Here is a 17,003-nt window from a genome sequence, read left to right as displayed (position 1 = left end):
CGGTGTGGGCATGCGGATCGCCATCGTGACCGAGTCGTTCCCGCCGGACGTGAACGGCGTCGCGCACTCCGTCGTCCGGACGGCCGAACACCTGGTCGCCCGGGGCCACCACCCGCTCGTCATCGCGCCGGCGCCGCCCGGCGCCGCCCGGCACGACACCGGCGCGTTCCCGTACCCGGTGGTGCGGATCCCCAGCGTGCCGCTGCCCCGCTACCAGGGCTTCCGGCTCGGCGTGCCGACCACCACCCGGCTGGCCGGTGAGCTGCTGGCCCACGCGCCGGACGTGGTCCACCTGGCCAGCCCGTTCATCCTCGGCGGCCGGGCCGCCACGCTCGCCGCGCGGCACGGCCTGCCGACGGTGGCCGTCTACCAGACCGACGTCGCGTCGTACGCGCGCGCCTACCGGGTCGGCTGGGGCGAGGCGGCCGCCTGGCGGCGGCTGCGCGAGATCCACAACTCGGCGGGGCGGACCCTCGCCCCGTCCACCCGCGCCGCCGCCGACCTGATCGCCAACGGCATCCAGCGGATCTGGCTGTGGGGGCGTGGCGTGGACGCGGAACGGTTCCAGCCGGCGAAGCGGTCCGCGGAGCTGCGGGCCCGCCTGGCTCCGAACGGTGAACTGCTGGTCGGCTACGTCGGCCGGCTGGCCCCCGAGAAGCGCGTCGACCTGCTCGCGGCGACGTCCCGGCTGCCCGGCGTCCGGGTCGTGGTGGCCGGCGACGGCCCGGCCCGCCGCCAGCTGGCGCGGGCGCTGCCCGACGTGACCTTCCTCGGCGTGCAGCACGGCGAGGAGCTGGCCCGGCTCTACGCCAGCCTGGACCTGTTCGTGCACACCGGCCCGCACGAGACCTTCGGCCAGACCGTGCAGGAGGCGCTGGCCAGTGGCGTTCCGGTGGTGGCGCCCGCCGCCGGCGGGCCGATGGACCTCGTGGACTCCGGGGTGACCGGCCTGCTGGTGCCTCCGGCGGACGAGGGCGCGCTGGCCGAGGCGGTGGCCGAACTGGGCGCCGACGAGGCGCGCCGCATCGCGTACGGGCAGGCGGCCCGGGCCGCCGTGCACCGGCGCAGCTGGGCCGCGGTCGGCGACGAGCTGATCGGCCACTACCGGGCGGTCCGCGCCGGAGTCGCCGCCCTCGACCTCCCCGCCGCGTCGTGACCGCACCCGTACCGGGCGGCGGACAGCGGATCGTCCGCCTCGCCAACTTCGTGACCCCCCGCTCCGGCGGGCTGCGCACCGCGCTGCACCATCTCGGCGAGGGCTACGCCGCCGCCGGGCACGAACCGGTCATGGTCATCCCCGGCCGGCGGGACGGCGACGAGCGGCACCCGTGGGGACGGGTGATCACGCTCGCCGGTCCGGAACTGCCGCGCAGCGGCGGCTACCGGCTGCTGACCGCGCGACGCCGGCTGGCCCGCCTGCTGACCGACCTCGCGCCGGACCGGCTGGAGGTCAACGACCGGTTCACGATGCGCTGGACCGGCGCCTGGGCGCGGGCCCACGGCGTGCCCTCGGTGATGGTCTCGCACGAGTCCCTGACCGGCCTGCTCGGCCAGTGGGGCGTGCCGGACCGGCTGCGCCGCCCGGTCGCCGACCGGTTCAACCGGGGCAGCGCCCGGGCGTACGACCGGATCGTCTGCACCACCACGTGGGCCGCGGAGGAGTTCCACCGGATCGGCGCGCGCAACGTCGACCTGGTGCCGCTCGGGGTCGACCTCGACACCTTCGGACCGGGCCGGGCCGACCCGGCACTGCGCGAGCGGTACGCCGACCACACCGAGCTGCTGCTGGTGCACTGTGCGCGGCTGTCCCCGGAGAAGCGGCCGGAGCTGGCCATCGAGGCGCTCGCCGCGCTCCGCCGGGCGGGCGTGCCGGCGGTGTTGGTGATGGCCGGGGACGGCCCGTTGCGGCCCGCGCTGGTCCGCCGGGCCGCCGGGCTGCCGGTCACCTTCACCGGCTTCCTGCCCGACCGGCTCACCGTCGCCGCGCTGCTGGCCAGCGCGGACGTGGTGCTCGCGCCGGGCCCGGTGGAGACCTTCGGCCTGGCCGGCCTGGAGGCGCTGGCCAGCGGCACGCCCGTGGTCGTCAACGCCGCCAGCGCGCTGCCCGAGGTGGTCGGCTCGGCCGGGTTGGCCGCGTACGGCTCGGGAGCCGCCATCGCCGCGGCGGTGACCCGGCTGGTCGCGCGACCGGAGGCGGAGCGACGTCGGGCGGCCCGGGCGCGCGCGGAGGAGTTCGGCTGGCCCGCGGCGGTGGCCGGGTTCCTCCGGGTGCACGACGCCGACCCGGTACGGCCGTCCGCGACGACCTGACCACGCCGGCGGGTCGGGGCACCCCGGCGCGGTTGGATCACCCCACCGCATAGGGTGCAGGCATGGCACGACCCGACGGGCGAGGGCCCGACCAACTCCGACCGGTGACCCTGACCCGGGGCTGGAGCACCCATCCGGAGGGCTCGGTGCTCGTCGAGTTCGGCGCGACCCGGGTGCTCTGCACGGCGAGCGTGACCGAGGGGGTGCCCCGCTGGCGCAAGGGCTCCGGCCTCGGCTGGGTCACCGCCGAGTACGCGATGCTGCCCCGCGCCACCAACACCCGCTCCGACCGGGAGAGCGTCAAGGGGCGCGTCGGCGGGCGTACGCACGAGATCTCCCGGCTGATCGGCCGCAGCCTGCGCGCCTGCGTCGACCTCAAGGCGCTCGGCGAGAACTCGATCGTGCTCGACTGCGACGTGCTGCAGGCCGACGGCGGCACCCGGACCGCCGCCATCACCGGCGCCTACGTGGCGCTGTACGACGCGGTGACCTGGCTGGCGCAGCGCAAGGCGCTGGCCGGTAAGCCGGAGGCGGTGATGCACCGGTCGGTGGCCGCGGTGAGCGTCGGCGTCATCGCGGGCGAGCCGCGACTGGACCTCTGCTACGAAGAGGACGTGGCCGCCGAGGTCGACATGAACGTGGTCTGCACCGGGACGGGCGAGTTCGTCGAGGTGCAGGGCACCGGTGAGGCGGGCGTGTTCGCCCGCGAGCAGCTCGACGCCCTGCTCGACCTCGGCGTCCTGGGCTGCGCGGACCTGGCCGAAGCCCAGCGGAAGGCGCTCTCATGAACAAGGTGCTGCTCGCCACCCGGAACCGCAAGAAGCTGGTGGAGCTCCAGCGCATCCTGGACGGCGCGCTCGGCGCGCACCGGATCGCCCTGCTCGGCCTAGACGACGTCGAGGAGTACCCGGAGCTGCCGGAGACCGGCCTCACCTTCGGGGAGAACGCGCTGATCAAGGCGCGCGAGGGGTTCCGCCGCACCGGCCTGCCGACGATCGCCGACGACTCCGGGCTGGCCGTCGACGCGCTGAACGGCATGCCCGGCGTGTTCAGCGCCCGGTGGGCCGGGCGGCACGGCGACGACCAGGCCAACTTCCAGCTGGTGCTGGACCAGATCGCCGACCTGCCGGATGACAACCGGGGTGCCTCGTTCGTCTGCACGGTCGCCCTGGTGCTGCCCGGTGGCAAGGAGCACCTGGTGGACGGGCGGCAGTCCGGCCGGCTGCTGCGCGGCCCGCGCGGCGACGGCGGCTTCGGCTACGACCCGATCTTCCTCGGCGACGGGCAGACCCGGACCAACGCCGAGCTGACGCCGGAGGAGAAGGACGCGGTCAGCCACCGCGGCAAGGCGCTGCGTGAGCTGGCCAAGCTGGTCGCCAAGGTCCTGCCGCCCGCCGCCTGATCCACCCGCGCGTCCACGCGAAGGAGCGGCCGTCCCCTGCGGGACGGCCGCTCCTTTTCCACGGAAGCGGGTGGGTCAGCCGAGCGGGCCGATCTCCCGCTCGATCGCGGTGCGCAGGTCGGGGCCGCGCAGCACCTCCCGGGCCGCCTCCATCAGCGGCGCGAGGTAGACGTCCGGGCCCGGCTCGCCGGCGATCCCGCCGAGGGCCGCGACCGCGGCCCGGCCGGCCGGCGACGGGGTCAGCGGGGCGCGCAGCTGCAGGCCGCGCACCGCGGCCAGCAGCTCGACCGCGAGCACGCTCGTCAGGTTGTCCAGCACCGTACGCAGCTTCTTCGTCGCCGCCCAGCCCATCGAGACGTGGTCCTCCTGCATGCCGCTGGTGGGCAGCGAGTCCACCGAGGCGGGCGCGGCGAGCCGGCGGTTCTCCGCGACGATCCCGGCTGCGGTGTACTGGGCGATCATCAGCCCGGAGTTGACCCCGGCGTCGGGGGAGAGGAATGCCGGCAGGTCCCGGGACCGGGTGACGTCCAGCAGCCGGTCCACCCGCCGCTCGGCGATCGCCCCCACCTCGGCGGCGGCGATGGCCAGGAAGTCGGCGGCGAAACCGAGCGGCGCGCCGTGGAAGTTGCCCGTCGACTCGACCCGGCCGTCCGGCAGCACCACCGGGTTGTCCACCACCGAGACCAGCTCGCGGGACGCCACCGTCCGGGCGAACTCCAGCGTGTCCCGGGCCGCGCCGGCGACCTGCGGCGCGCAGCGCATCGAGTACGCGTCCTGCACGGCGTGCGCCAGGTCGTCGCGGTGCGAGTCCATCACCCGCGAGTCCTGCAGCAGGCGGTGGATGTTCGATGCCGAGGTGGCCTGTCCCGGGTGCGGCCGGATGGCGTGCAGCTCGGGCAGGAACGGCCGTTCTGAGCCGAGCATCGCCTCGATGGCCAGCGCGGCGGTCACGTCGGCCATGGCGAACAGGTGGGCGGCGTCCTGCAGCGCGAGCAGCAGCATGCCCAGCATGCCGTCGGTGCCGTTGATCAGCGCCAGCCCCTCCTTGGCGGCCAGCTCGATCGGCTTCAACCCGACGCGACGCAACGCGTCGGCCGCCTCGATGCGCTCGCCGGCCGGGCCGAGCACCCAGCCCTCGCCGAGCAGCACCAGGGCGCAGTGCGCCAGCGGCGCCAGGTCACCGGACGCGCCGAGCGAGCCGTGCTCCGGCACCCACGGGGTGATCTCGTGGTTGAGCAGGTCGACCAGGGCCTCGGCGACCAGCGGCCGGACCCCGGAGCGGCCGAGCGCCAGCGAGCGGACCCGCAGCAGCATCATCGCCCGGACCACCTCGCGGGGCATCGGCGCGCCTACCCCGGCGGCGTGCGACCGGATCAGCGCGTGCTGCAGCTCGGCGCGGCGCTCCGGCGCGACGAACGTGTTGGCGAGGGCGCCGAAGCCGGTGGAGACGCCGTAGACCGGGCGGCCGGCGGCCTCGATGCCGTCGACGATCGCCCGGCTCGTCGCCATGGCGTCCACCGCGGCCGGGTCGAGCACGACCTTGGCGGTGCCGCGGGCGACGGCGAGCACGTCGGCGGGGGAGATCCCGCTGGGCAGGATGGTGACGCTCATTGCACTACTCCGTTATGCAGGACCTGGCGGATCAGTGGCACACCGGGCCGGTAGGCCAGGTGCAGGTGGGACGGGGCGTCGAGGACGATCAGGTCGGCCCGGGCCCCGGGGCGCAGCACCCCGATGTCGTCGCGGCGCAGCGCCCGCGCGCCGCCGGCGGTGGCGGCCCAGACCGCCTCCGCCGGGGTCATCCGCATCTCGCGGACGGCCAGGGCGATACAGAACGGCATCGACGAGGTGTACGACGAGCCGGGGTTGCAGTCCGTGGCCAGCGCCACGGTGACGCCGGCGTCGAGCAGCCGACGCGCGTCTGGATACGGCGACCGGGTGGAGAACTCGGCGCCCGGCAACAGGGTGGCGACGGTGGTCGATTCCGGCCCGGAGAGCCAGTCCATCGTCGTGGACGCCAGCGCGTCGACGTCGGCGTCGCTGAGGTGGGTGCAGTGGTCGACGCTGGCCGCGCCCAGCTCCACCCCGAGTTGGACGCCCGGGCCGGGGCCGAGCTGGTTGGCGTGCACCCGGACGCCCAGCCCGGCCGCCTGGCCGCAGGCGAGGATCGCCCGCGCGTGGTCGACGTCGAACGCGCCCCGCTCGCAGAACACGTCGACCCAGCGCGCGTACGGCGCCGCGGCGGCCAGCATCGGCCCGCAGACCAGGCCGACGTAGTCGTCGGGGCGGTCGGCGTACTCGGGCGGGACGACGTGCGCGCCGAGGAAGGTGGTCTCGGTGGTGACCTCGGCGGCGATCCGCAGCGAGCGGGCCTCGTCGGCGACGGTGAGCCCGTACCCGCTCTTGATCTCGATGGTGGTGGTGCCCTGCCGCAGCGCCTCGCCGCGCAGCCGGCGCACGGTGGCGCGCAGCTCGTCGTCCGTGGCGGCGCGGGTGGCGCCGACCGTGGTGCGGATGCCACCGCCGGTGTACGGCTGTCCGGCCATCCGGGCGGCGAACTCGGCGGCGCGGTCGCCGGCGAAGACCAGGTGGGCATGGCTGTCCACGAAGCCGGGGAGGACCGCGGCGCCCTCGGCGTCGATCCGCCGGTCGGCGGCCGGCGCGTCCCGCGACGGGCCGATCCAGGCCACCTCGCCGGCCTCCACCAGCACCGCGACCCGCCGGCGCAGGCCCAGCGGACCACCCTCGCCGGCACCGGACACGTTGGTGACCAGTTCGCCGATGTTGTCGACCAGCAGACTCACGATGTCACCGCTCCAATCGCGGCGCGCAGGTCGCGCGCCACGTCGACCCTCAGGTGCCGGCCGTCGGCGACGACCGTCCGGCCGTCCACCACCACGTGGCGGACATCCGCGGCGGTCGCCGCGAAGAACACCCCCGCCGCGGGCACCCCGGCCGTGCGGACCCCGTCCCAGGCGACGGTGACCAGGTCGGCGCGGGCGCCGGCGGCGAGCCGGCCGGCGTCGGTCCAGCCGAGCGCGGTGTGGCCGGCGGCCGACGCCGCGCCGAGCAGGTCCGACCCGGTGAAGTTGCCGCGCCGGCGGGTGCGCAGCCGCTCGTCCAGCTCCATCGCCCGGGCCTCCTCGAAGAGGTCGACCACCGCGTTGCTGTCGCTGCCCAGACTGAGCGGGATGCCCGCGTCGGCCATCCGGCGGGCCGGTCCGAGGCCGTCCGCCAGGTCCCGTTCCGTGGTCGGGCAGAGGCAGACGCCGGTGCGGCTGTCCCCGAGAAGTGTCAGGTCGGCGCTGGTGGGGTGGGTGGCGTGCACGGCGGTGGTGGCCGGGCCGAGCACCTCGCGGTCGGCGAGCAGCCGGGTGGGGGTGCAGCCGTGCGTCGCCCGGCAGGCGTCGTTCTCCGCGGGCTGCTCGGACAGGTGCACGTGCAGCGGCGCGTCGCGGTCCCGGGCCCACCGCGCCACCGTGCTGAGCTGCTCGGCGGGTACGGCCCGCACGGAGTGCACCGCCGCACCCACGCGGGCGTGCGCGCCGGCCGGGTGGAACGCGTCCGCCCGGTCGGCCCACCGCACGGCGTCCCCGTCGCCGAAGCGCAGCTGCGGGCCGACCAGCGGCCGGCCGTCCACGGACGCGGTGAGGTAGCACGTGTCCAGCAGGGTGATCCGGATGCCGGCCTCGGCGGCGGCCTCGACCAGCGCGGCGCTCATCGCGTTGGGCTCGTCGTACGGCGTCCCGCCCGGCCCGTGGTGCAGATAGTGGAACTCGCCCACGCAGGTGATCCCGGCCAGCGCCATCTCGGCGTACGCGGCCCGGGCCAGGGCCAGGTACGAGTCCGGGTCGAGGCGGCCCGCGACGGCGTACATCTGGTCGCGCCAGGTCCAGAAGTCGCCCCGGCCGCCGTGGGTGCGCCCGCGCAGCGCCCGGTGGAAGGCGTGCGAGTGCGCGTTGGCCAGCCCCGGCAGGGTCAGCCCGGGCAGCCGTACCGCGTCGGCGAGCACCTCGACCCCGGCGTCGGGGGCACCGCCGCCGATCAGCGGGGTGACCGTAGTGAACCGGCCGTCCTCCGCCTCGATCAGCACGTCGGCGGTGGGCTCGTCGTGGTCGGGCAGCCACGCGTACTCGGCCAGCCAGCGGGTCGCGGTCATGCCCCGCGCTCCCTTTCGAGCTGAGTCGTCTGCGTCATCACCCGATCATCGCGGCATCGGGTCGCCGGTCGCGTCACGCCGGCCGGTGCGGCGGCGGTCAGCACGCCAGCTCCTCGAGCACCCGGGCCAGCGCGGCCACCCCGGCGGCGCAGTCGTCGTCGGTCGCCGACTCGGCCGGGGAGTGCGACACCCCGGTCGGGTTGCGGACGAAGAGCATCGCCGTCGGGAGGTACGCGGCCAGCACACCAGCGTCGTGCCCGGCGCCCGTCGGCAGCACCGGCGCGTCCAGCAGCTCGGCCAGCCGGCCGGCCAGCCCGCCGTCGAAGGCGACCAACGGGGTGGCCGACTCCTCGGTCAGCGTCACCCCCGTGCCGTCGCGCCGGGCCCGCTCGACCGTCTTGTCCCGTACCGCCTCGACCAGGCCGGCCAGCGTGTCCGGCTCGGCCGCCCGGGCGTCCAGCCAGCCGGTCACCCGCGACGGGATCGCGTTGGTGGCGTTCGGCTCCACCGACACCCGGCCCACGGTCGCGTGCGCGCCGCGCAGCCGGGCCTCCTTGTTCGCCGCCAGCACGGTGAACGCGTACGTCAGCATGGGGTCGTGGCGGTCGGCCATCCGGGTAGTGCCCGCGTGGTTGCCCTCGCCGGTGAAGTCGAAGCGCCACCGCCCGTGCGGCCAGATCGCGCTGGCCACGGCGACCGGCGCGGCGGTGTCGGCCAGGGCGCGGCCCTGCTCGACGTGCAGCTCCACGAAGCACCGGAACCGCCCGAGCAGCTCCGGGCGGGCGCCCGCCGGCGGGTGGCCCAACGCCTCGGCGAAGCCGACGCCGTCGGCGTCGCGCAGCGCCGCCGCCCGCTCCGGCGTCAGCGCCCCGGTGAGCAGCCGCGACCCCAGGCACGGTACGCCGAACCGGGCACCCTCCTCCTCGACGAACGCCCCGAGCACCACCGGCCGGGCCGGGGTGACGCCCGCGGCCCGCAGCTCGTCGACGGCGAGGAACGCGCTGACGATGCCGAGCGGCCCGTCGTACGCCCCGCCGTGCGGCACCGAGTCGAAGTGGCTGCCGGTCAGCACGGCGTCGCCGGCGTCCGGGTCGCCCCACCAGGCGAACAGGTTGCCGTTGCCGTCCTCGGTCACCGGCAGGCCCCGGCGCCCGGCCTGCTCCCGGTACCAGTCGCGCAGACGCAGCTCCGGCTCGGTCAGCGCGTACCGCAGGTAGCCACCGCTGCCCGCGTCCCGCCCGACCGGCGCGATCTCGTCCCAGAGCGCGCGGAACCGCTCGGCGAGGTCCCCGGCCACCGTCAGCCCTCCGCCATCGGGACCCGGACGCCGGTCCGCTCCGCGACCTCGCGGGCCGCGTCGTAGCCGGCGTCGACGTGCCGGATGACGCCCATCGCCGGGTCGTTGGTCAGCACCCGCTCGATCTTCTGCCCGGCGAGGGCGCTGCCGTCGGCGACGCAGACCTGACCGGCGTGGATCGAGCGGCCCATGCCCACCCCACCGCCGTGGTGGATCGACACCCAGGACGCTCCGCTGGCCGTGTTGACCAGGGCGTTGAGCAGCGGCCAGTCGGCGATGGCGTCGGAGCCGTCGGCCATCCCCTCGGTCTCCCGGTACGGGCTGGCCACGCTGCCGGTGTCGAGGTGGTCGCGGCCGATCACCACCGGGGCGGACAGCTCGCCGGAGGCGACCATCTCGTTGAACCGCACGCCGGCCTTGTCCCGCTCGCCGTAGCCGAGCCAGCAGATCCGGGCCGGCAGGCCCTGGAAGGCGACCCGCTCGCCGGCCAGCCGGATCCACCGCGCGAGCGACTCGTTCTCCGGGAACAGGTCGAGGATCGCCCGGTCGGTGGCGGCGATGTCGGCCGGGTCGCCGGAGAGCGCCGCCCACCGGAACGGGCCCTTGCCCTCGCAGAACAACGGCCGGATGTACGCCGGCACGAAGCCGGGGAAGTCGAAGGCCCGCTCGAAGCCACCCAACTTGGCCTCACCGCGGATCGAGTTGCCGTAGTCGAAGACCTCCGCCCCCGCGTCCAGGAAGCCGACCATCGCCTCGACGTGCTTCGCCATCGACGCCCGGGCCCGGTCAGTGAACTCGGCCGGCTTCGCCGCCGCGTAGTCCCGCGCGTCGGCCAGCTCCACCCCCTCCGGCAGGTACGACAGCGGGTCGTGCGCGCTGGTCTGGTCGGTGACGATGTCGATGGCGACGCCCCGGCGCAGCAACTCCGGGAAGACGGTGGCGGCGTTGCCGACGACGCCGACGCTCAGCGCCCGGCCCTCCCGCTTCGCGGCGAGGGCCCGCTCCACGGCGTCGTCCAGCGAGTCGGCGACCTCGTCCAGGTAGCGGTCGTGCACCCGGCGGTCCAGGCGGGTGCGGTCCACGTCCACGATCAGGCAGGCGCCGCCGTTCATGGTGACCGCGAGCGGCTGCGCCCCGCCCATCCCGCCGCACCCGGCGGTCAGCGTCAACGTGCCCGCCAGGGTGCCATTGAACCGCTTCGCCGCCACCGCGGCGAACGTCTCGTACGTGCCCTGGAGGATGCCCTGGGTGCCGATGTAAATCCACGAACCCGCGGTCATCTGCCCGTACATCGTCAGGCCGAGCTGCTCCAGCCGGCGGAACTCCGGCCAGGTTGCCCAGTCGCCGACCAGGTTGGAGTTGGCCAGCAGCACCCGCGGCGCCCACTCGTGCGTCCGCATCACCCCGACCGGGCGGCCGGACTGCACCAGCATCGTCTCGTCGTCGCGCAGGTCGGTGAGGGTACGCACCAGCGCGTGGTACGACGGCCAGTCCCGGGCGGCCTTGCCGGTGCCGCCGTAGACCACCAGGTCGTCGGGGCGCTCGGCCACCTCCGGGTCGAGGTTGTTCATCAGCATCCGCAGCGCGGCCTCCTGCGGCCAGCCGCGGGCGGTGCGTTCGGCGCCACGGGCGGCGCGGACCGGGTGGGACATCTCGGTTCTCCTCTCAGCCGAGGAACAACTGTCGGCGGGCGGCGGACGCCTCGAACGCTTCCAGCCGGCGCTGGGTGTCGGCCGGGGCGGCGTCACAGATGGCCTGGAGCAGCACCATGGCCAGCGTCATCGGGGCGGTGTGCAGGTCGAACACCAGGTCGGTGCCGACGGCGGCGGGGAGCAGCACGTCGGCGTGCTCGGTGGCCGGGCTGACCGGGGAGTCGGTGATCGCCACGACGGTGAGCCCGGCGGCCCGGGCCTCGCGCAGCGTGTCCAGGGTCTCCCGGGGATAGCGGGGGAGCACGAAGGCGAGCAGGGCGCCCGCCCCGGCCGCGGCGGCCTGCTCCAGGCGGTCGGTGAGCAGGCTGCCACCGTCGTCGAGCACCCGGACATCTGGGTGCACCTTGGCGGCGAAGTAGGCGAAGTACGCGGCCAGCGGCGCGGCGGCGCGCAGGCCGAGCACCGGCAGCGGACGGCTGGCGGCGAGCAGCTGCCCGACCTCGGCGATCCGGTCCCGGTCGGCGAGCTGGCCGGCCAGCCGGTCCAGGTTGCCCATCTCGGCGCGTACCGCCTGCTGGAGCTCGTTGCCGGCGTCGGCCGGACCGTCCGGCGCGCCTGCGGTCAGCTCGCGCAGCCGGCGGCGCAGCGCGGGGTAGCCGTCGTGGCCGAGCGCGACGGCGAACCGGGTCACCGAGGGCTGGCTGACCCCGGCCAGATCGGCCACCTCGGCCGCGGACAGGTACGCCACGGTGGGACCGTGCTGCACCAGGCAGTGCGCGATCCGGCGCTGGGTGGGGGTGAGCCGGACCCCGTGGAACAGGTCGAGCACCCGCTCGGCGGGCGCGGCGACAGCTCCTTCATTCACGCCGCGACTCTATGCATGAAAACTTTCAGGGGCAAGACCTGCGCGCTTCGTCATGCCCCACTGACCCCTTGTGAAAAGTGGCCGATGTCTATACGGTCCATCTGCCTTGTCTCGCTGCCACGGGGGTTGTCTTGACCGCGCTGTCGCCGCATGCCGTCTTCCTACGGACCGAACGGCTCGTTCGCACCTCGCTGCGACGGATCGCCAGCGCGGTGGTGATCGTGCTGGTGGGGACGCTGCTGTATCCCGCGGCACCCGCCTCCGCGGACCTCGGCGCCGACCGCAAACGCGCCGTCTCGTACATCCTGATGGGTGGCCCATCGGTCCGGCGAGCGGCCGAAGTGGCGTTGCTCGGCACCGATGCTGACGTCCGCGCCTTCCTCGAATCTGGCCGGCTGGAGGCCCAGCAGGCCGACGAGCGGGCCGCAGCGCGAGTCCTGGCCAGCATGGACGGCCCGGCGATGCGCGCGGCCGCGCTGCAGGCGTTGGCCGGCTCGGCAGAGGATGTACGCACCTTCGTGAACGGCGGTTGGGAGTCCGCCTGGACGTCGGACGAGCGGGTGCGGGCGTACCGGTTGGTGGAGTCCGGTGGCCCGACGATGAAGTCCGCGGTCCAGCAGGCCCTGGCGGGGACGCCCGAGCAGTTGACGGAATTCCTGGCCAACGGCCGCGACGCGGCGGCGGCGGCTGACGACCGGCTGCTGGCGACGCGCATGTTGACTGGCGGGTCGAGCAACAGCGGCCCGGTGCTGGACACGGCGGCGTCGCAGGCGCTGGCCGGCTCCCCGGAACAGTTGCGGGAGTTCATCGAGTCCGGCCAGTTCGTGGCCCGGGCTCGGGACAAGGAGCTGGCCTCGATCCGGAGCCTGACCGAGCAGGCGAAGGAGGCCAGCGAGACGACCTCGCGGGAGGCGCTGGCGGCGACCGAGGCGTCGAACCGGGCGATCGCTGCCGCGGAGGAAGCGAAGAAGGCGGCCCAGGAGGCGGCGGCGGAAACCGCAGCCGCAGGCGGTGCGGCGGCGAAGGCGTCGGCGGCAGCGGCTCGGGCGGCGGATGCCGCCGAGGGCGCGGCCAACGCGGCGCGCGAGGCCCTCGGTGCGTCGAACGCGGCGATGCGGGCGGCCCGGGTAGCCGCGGACGCGGCACGGAAGGCGACGACGGCGGCGTCGTTGACGGCGCAGGCGGCCTCGCGGGCGCAGCGGGCGGCGGCGGACGCGCGGACGGACGCGGGTAAGGCGGCGGCAGCACGGCAGGCGGCGCAGGCGGCACGGGACGCGGCGGCGAAGGCGCGGGAGTTGAACGCGGTCAAAGCCGAGCGGGACCGGGCTCTCGCGCAGGCCAAGGCGGCGTCGAACGCAGCGAAGAGCGCGAGCGTGAATGCCGACGAGGCGGCGGCCGCCGCCAACAGCGCCAGCAATCACGCCGGCGTGTCAGCGGCGGAGGCGCAGCGGGCGCGCGATGCGGCGGCGAGAGCGCAGCGGTTGGCGGCGGCGGCGTCGCGGGCCGCGGATCGGGCGTACGCGTTGGCGCAGGCGGCGGCGAAGGCGTCGGATGAGGCGTTCGCGTTCGCGCGGCGGGCGGCGGATCATGCGGAGGCTGCCGCTGCGGCGGCGGAGGCGGCGGCTGCGGCGGCGGGTGTAGCCGCGGCGGCGGCGGCTGAGTCGGCGAAGCACGCGGCGGCAGCGGTGGAGGCGGCGAACACCGCGGTGGAGGCAGCCAACCAGGCCGTCGAGTTGGAGCGCCTCGCGCGTGAGGAAGACGCTGCCCGGCTGGCCGAGGCCACCGAGCAGAGTGTCCAGGCGGCACAGGACGCCTTGGCGGAGGAACAGGCGGCCAACGCCGACGCCGGTGCGATCGCCACGTGGAACCGGAAGTTGCTGTGGGACACCGCCGAGGAAGACCGCGTCCAGCCGGCCACCCGGCAGCTGCTCAACGAGGCCACCGCCCCGGGCGCCGCACCGGAGGTCGTACTGGACAAGGGTCGGCGCGCCGCGGCGGCGCTGCTCGGCACCGGCGGCGAGTGGACCCGGGAAGCGGCAGGTGATGCCCTGGCCGGTGGTGAGGTAGAGCTGCGGTCGTGGTTGGCCGATGGTCGGCGGGTCGCAGTGGGGCAGGACGACCGGGCGCGCGTGTGGCATCTGGTCGATACGCTGCCGGACGGGAACGAGAGGACCGCGGCGCAGGCGGCGCTGGCCGGGGATGACGCTGCAGTGCAGCAGTTCCTGCGCACGCGCAACCATGCGGGTAAGTTCGCGTCGGATCGGCAGGCGATCTACCGGATTCTGGAGACGGCGGGGCCGACGCTGAAACTGGCGGCGGAGAAGGCGCTGGCCGGCACTGGTGCGGACATGCACAAGTTCCTGCGGGAGGGGCAGTACCCGGCCCGGACGGCGGATGACCGGCTCGAGGTCTACCGGGCGATGGACGCCGGCGGGCCGCAGGTGAAGGCCGCCGGGCAGGTCGCTCTGGCGGGGCCGGCGTCGTACATCTCCTACTTCCTGGCGGCGTCGCGGTATCAGGCGGCGCAGCGGGACAATGAGCAGGCCGCTCACGTCAACGCGGTGCGGACGCTGATCGCGGAGGCGCAGCAGTACGCGCAGAGCGCACTGGCGGACGCGGCGGAGGCGAAGCGGGTCGCGGCGGTCGCGGCAGGCAAGGCCGCCGAAGCGCAGACGTACGCGCAGCAGGCGGCGGCGTCGGCCCAACGGGCCGCCGAACACGCGGCGAGCGCCCAGCAGTCCGCCACCGCCGCCAAGGCCTCCGCCGACCAGGCTGCACAGTCCGCCGTGACCGCGCGCAACGCCGCGAACTCGGCGCAGGCCAGTGCCAGCGCGGCCGCTCGGTCCGCGGCCACCGCCACCGCGGCCGCCGGCCGTGCCGCAGACGATGCCGCGGCCGCCCACCAAGCGAAGCAGGAGGCACGTGCGGCCGCTGTCGCGGCAGGTAAGGACGCCATCGCCGCTGACCTTGCCGCCAAGGAAGCGGTGACGATCTACAACACCAAGCTCAAGGAGTGGGAGGCGCAACGGCGTAGCAACGCGCCCGGAAGCGGGCCTGGCGGCACCGGCTCGGCTCTCGACGACCACAAGACCTGGGGGTGCCTGGGAGGCGTCCCGGACACCTCGGCCCGGTGTCTGTACGTCTACAAGGACTTCGTCCATGCGATGGTCGACAAGGAGAAGTGTGGGGCGCCCGCGAACAGTGGTGGCCCGGGCTGCGAGATGCTCGACGACCTCAAACAGTTCGTGGTCGAAAACCCGAATCTCGTCATGGACATGCTGCAGTTCGTCCTCGGGCTCTGCGGGCTCGTTCCCGGCCTTGGCGAGGCGTGTGACCTCGCCGATGCGGGGATTTCCTTCGCCCGGGGCGACTGGGTCGGCGGCTTCCTGTCGCTGGGCGCCTCCCTGCCCGGCATCGGCTACCTGGCGAGCGGGCCGAAGCTGGCCCGTTCAGGCGACAAGATGCGCAAGGTCTTCATCGTCATCGAGACGCTCGGCAAGGCCTGCAAGAAGGCGGGGGCCAGCTTCGTCCCCGGCACCAGGGTCGTCCTGGCCGACGGCGAACGTGTCGCCATCGAAGACGTGCGCGCCGGGGATTTCGTCCTCGCGGCGGACCCGATCACCCAGCACGTGGTCGCCAAGCGTGTGTTGGCGACGATCTCCGGTCAGGGACTGAAGAGCCTGGTCGACATCACCCTCGACATCGACGGCGACGAGGGCTCCTCCACGGGCACCGTGACCGCGACCTTCAACCATCCCTTCTGGTCAGTCGAAGCCGGTGCGTGGACACATGCCGAAAAGCTCACCGTGGGACAGCACGTGCAGGATGCGCAGGGCAGACCGGTGCGGGTCGAGGCGGTCGCCCGGCGGTCCACGGAGGCAGTCGTCCGCAACCTCACGGTCGACGGTTACCAGACCTACTACATCGACGTCACCGGCGTCACCGTCCTCGTCCACAACGCGGGTTGCGACGAATGGGCTGCCGAATTCCAAGCCAGGGTCGGCGGCGAAATCAGGACGATCAATCCCCCGGAGGGCGTAAACTTCCTCGGCGATTACAAGCTGGAGCCTCGCGAGAGTTGGGGACACCACACGTTCGTCGTGAAGGACGGCAGGGTCTACGACCAGTACACCGAGGCGATGGGCGGTATGCCGATCGAGGAATGGAAGCGTCAGTGGACCTATTGGGAATACATCGACTTCGGGTTCTGACGGTCCATGGCTGATTCTCTCCGCACCGTCGTCGAGCAGCTTGAGCGGCACCCCAAGATGCTGGTGGTCGGGGGCACGTACGCCGAGGTGTGTGCCTTTCTGCAGGGTTGGGACAGGGGTGGCGGCACGGTACTGATACCCGGCTTTCGGGAATGGCTGGTCCGCCGGGGAGCGCCGCGTCCCGAACTGGCCTGGCCGCTGATCGTGCTGTGCGATCTCTATCCACAAGGCCGACTTCCTCTGTTGTCCGAGTTGACGGGCGAGGAAAACCGCCGAGCGATTGGCATTCTGGCGGAACTGCTCAGGACGTATCTCGACGACGACGGGTCGGGCCACCGCCGAGATTGCGGCCGGCATCCGAACGGGGGCGGTGCCGACGCATAGCGGGGCCCCATGACGACCCACGGTTCCGGTACGGTGGCCCCGCCGGTGCATTCATATCGATGGCCGCCTTCCGAGGTGGCGCGAGTCGCCCTGCTCCGTCAACGTCCGCCGGGCGTTGGGTGTTCATGAGATGGGAGTACGAATGAAGGTCATGGCAGGAGTCGGCGCGGCGGTCGTGCTGACCGGTGCGGCCGTGTTCGTGGCGAACTCGGGTTCGTTCGCCGCTGACACCCCACCATCGATCGAGGAGGACTTCAGCCACCCGGGCGCCGAGCGCATCCTGCTGGAGCACGGCTTGAAGGTGTTCAAGGGTGACGGTCACATCTGGTTCGACACCTCGCGTTCCTACGAGACGGGCGAGCAGTGCCCGGTCGGTCAGATCCAGGTCGAGAAGCACCTCGACGTGGAGCCGTACGGCGTCTGGTACTGCTTCAAGACCAAGGGCACGCAGGGCTACCTGACTCTGGAGGTCCCCGGGACGTTCGGCGTCCGTGGTGGGAGCGAGCCGCTGGAGGCGACCGCGAACCTGCCGGAGGGCCCGAAGACCTACCAGATCGAGCCGAACAAGCCCGTGGCGATCAGCCCCGGCACCGGTGGCGATTTGCCGGAGGCCATCCTCGTCGAGCTCCGGCTCGCCGGAGCCGCGTCCTAACAGGACAGCAACGAAGGGGGAGCGGGTCCGGCAGTCGCCGGCCGCTCCCCCTTCGCGTGGTGCCTGAAGCC

13 protein-coding genes are annotated in these 17,003 nt (G+C 74.0%); 7 read left to right on the top strand and 6 right to left on the bottom strand.

The window, feature by feature from the left end; translation table 11 throughout:
* The first annotated feature begins 10 nt into the window (after positions 1–10).
* The 4 genes from O7603_RS15430 (at position 11) to rdgB (ending at position 3,712) form a co-directional block, all read left to right on the top strand.
* Positions 11–1,156: a glycosyltransferase family 1 protein gene (locus tag O7603_RS15430; protein WP_281576400.1), complete on the top strand. Its 1,146-nt coding sequence runs from the start codon at positions 11–13 to the stop codon at positions 1,154–1,156.
* Positions 1,153–2,310: a glycosyltransferase gene (locus tag O7603_RS15425; RefSeq protein WP_281576399.1), complete on the top strand. Its 1,158-nt coding sequence runs from the start codon at positions 1,153–1,155 to the stop codon at positions 2,308–2,310. Before O7603_RS15430 ends, O7603_RS15425 begins: the two co-directional genes overlap by 4 nt.
* 62 nt (positions 2,311–2,372) lie before the next feature.
* Complete coding sequence (gene rph / locus O7603_RS15420) at positions 2,373–3,098, top strand: ribonuclease PH (RefSeq protein WP_281576398.1); 726 nt, start codon at positions 2,373–2,375, stop codon at positions 3,096–3,098.
* Positions 3,095–3,712: an RdgB/HAM1 family non-canonical purine NTP pyrophosphatase gene (rdgB, locus tag O7603_RS15415; protein WP_281576397.1), complete on the top strand. Its 618-nt coding sequence runs from the start codon at positions 3,095–3,097 to the stop codon at positions 3,710–3,712. Before rph ends, rdgB begins: the two co-directional genes overlap by 4 nt.
* 75 nt (positions 3,713–3,787) lie before the next feature.
* Here the strand turns inward: rdgB and hutH are convergent, their stop codons facing one another.
* From hutH to O7603_RS15385, 6 genes are all read right to left on the bottom strand, one after another.
* Positions 3,788–5,323, bottom strand: a complete 1,536-nt coding sequence (gene hutH / locus O7603_RS15410; RefSeq protein ID WP_281576396.1) for a histidine ammonia-lyase — start codon at positions 5,321–5,323, stop codon at positions 3,788–3,790.
* Entirely contained in the window at positions 5,320–6,519 is a 1,200-nt protein-coding gene (hutI, locus tag O7603_RS15405; RefSeq protein WP_281576705.1) for an imidazolonepropionase, read from the bottom strand. Before hutI ends, hutH begins: the two co-directional genes overlap by 4 nt.
* Positions 6,513–7,871: a formimidoylglutamate deiminase gene (locus O7603_RS15400; protein ID WP_281576395.1), complete on the bottom strand. Its 1,359-nt coding sequence runs from the start codon at positions 7,869–7,871 to the stop codon at positions 6,513–6,515. Before O7603_RS15400 ends, hutI begins: the two co-directional genes overlap by 7 nt.
* A gap of 97 nt (positions 7,872–7,968) precedes the next feature.
* Positions 7,969–9,168 (bottom strand): allantoate amidohydrolase, encoded by a 1,200-nt coding sequence (locus tag O7603_RS15395; protein WP_281576394.1) that lies wholly within the window; start codon positions 9,166–9,168, stop codon positions 7,969–7,971.
* Positions 9,169–9,170: 2 nt separating this feature from the next.
* Entirely contained in the window at positions 9,171–10,820 is a 1,650-nt protein-coding gene (hutU, locus tag O7603_RS15390) for a urocanate hydratase (protein ID WP_281576393.1), read from the bottom strand.
* Between the two features lie 13 nt (positions 10,821–10,833).
* Positions 10,834–11,685, bottom strand: a complete 852-nt coding sequence (locus tag O7603_RS15385) for a MurR/RpiR family transcriptional regulator (RefSeq protein ID WP_281576392.1) — start codon at positions 11,683–11,685, stop codon at positions 10,834–10,836.
* A 131-nt stretch (positions 11,686–11,816) separates the two neighbouring features.
* Here O7603_RS15385 and O7603_RS15380 point away from each other — a divergent pair, with 131 nt between their 5' ends.
* The 3 genes from O7603_RS15380 (at position 11,817) to O7603_RS15370 (ending at position 16,932) form a co-directional block, all read left to right on the top strand.
* Positions 11,817–15,896, top strand: coding sequence for a polymorphic toxin-type HINT domain-containing protein (locus tag O7603_RS15380; RefSeq protein ID WP_281576391.1), 4,080 nt, complete (start codon positions 11,817–11,819; stop codon positions 15,894–15,896).
* A gap of 6 nt (positions 15,897–15,902) precedes the next feature.
* Positions 15,903–16,280, top strand: a complete 378-nt coding sequence (locus O7603_RS15375) for a hypothetical protein (protein ID WP_281576390.1) — start codon at positions 15,903–15,905, stop codon at positions 16,278–16,280.
* 142 nt (positions 16,281–16,422) lie between these two features.
* Positions 16,423–16,932 (top strand): hypothetical protein, encoded by a 510-nt coding sequence (locus O7603_RS15370; protein WP_281576389.1) that lies wholly within the window; start codon positions 16,423–16,425, stop codon positions 16,930–16,932.
* The last annotated feature ends 71 nt before the right edge of the window (positions 16,933–17,003 follow it).

The sequence above is a fragment of the Micromonospora sp. WMMD812 genome, assembly GCF_027497215.1.
Taxonomy (GTDB): domain Bacteria; phylum Actinomycetota; class Actinomycetes; order Mycobacteriales; family Micromonosporaceae; genus Micromonospora.
This window is presented reverse-complemented; position numbering and strand designations above follow the sequence as displayed.